This is a genomic window from Mesorhizobium sp. M7A.F.Ca.MR.148.00.0.0, assembly GCF_003997735.1.
GTDB lineage: Bacteria > Pseudomonadota > Alphaproteobacteria > Rhizobiales > Rhizobiaceae > Mesorhizobium.
Window position 1 is genome coordinate 1 of record NZ_RZTB01000684.1, and the last position, 238, is coordinate 238.

Genomic DNA, 238 nt, shown 5'->3' on the forward strand with positions numbered 1-238 from the left:
GCATTCCCGGCAAGGGCACCGAGGAATACATCAACCGGGCCAACGAAGCGGTGGCCGCGCGCGAAGCTGCAAAAGCGGGGGTCAGTCCCGAGGTGCTGCATGTCGACCCCGGTACCGGGGTGATGGTGACACGCTACATCGCCGGCGCCGAAACAATGTCGCCGGAGAAATTCCGGACACGTCCGGGCAGTCCGGCACGCGCCGGCGAAGCCTTTCGCAAGCTGCACGATTCAGGCGC

1 pseudogene is annotated in these 238 nt (G+C 66.0%); it reads left to right on the plus strand.

From position 1 onward, the window contains the following. Positions 1-238 (plus strand): annotated as a pseudogene (locus tag EOB49_RS35835) (LPS biosynthesis choline kinase); the annotation flags it as partial.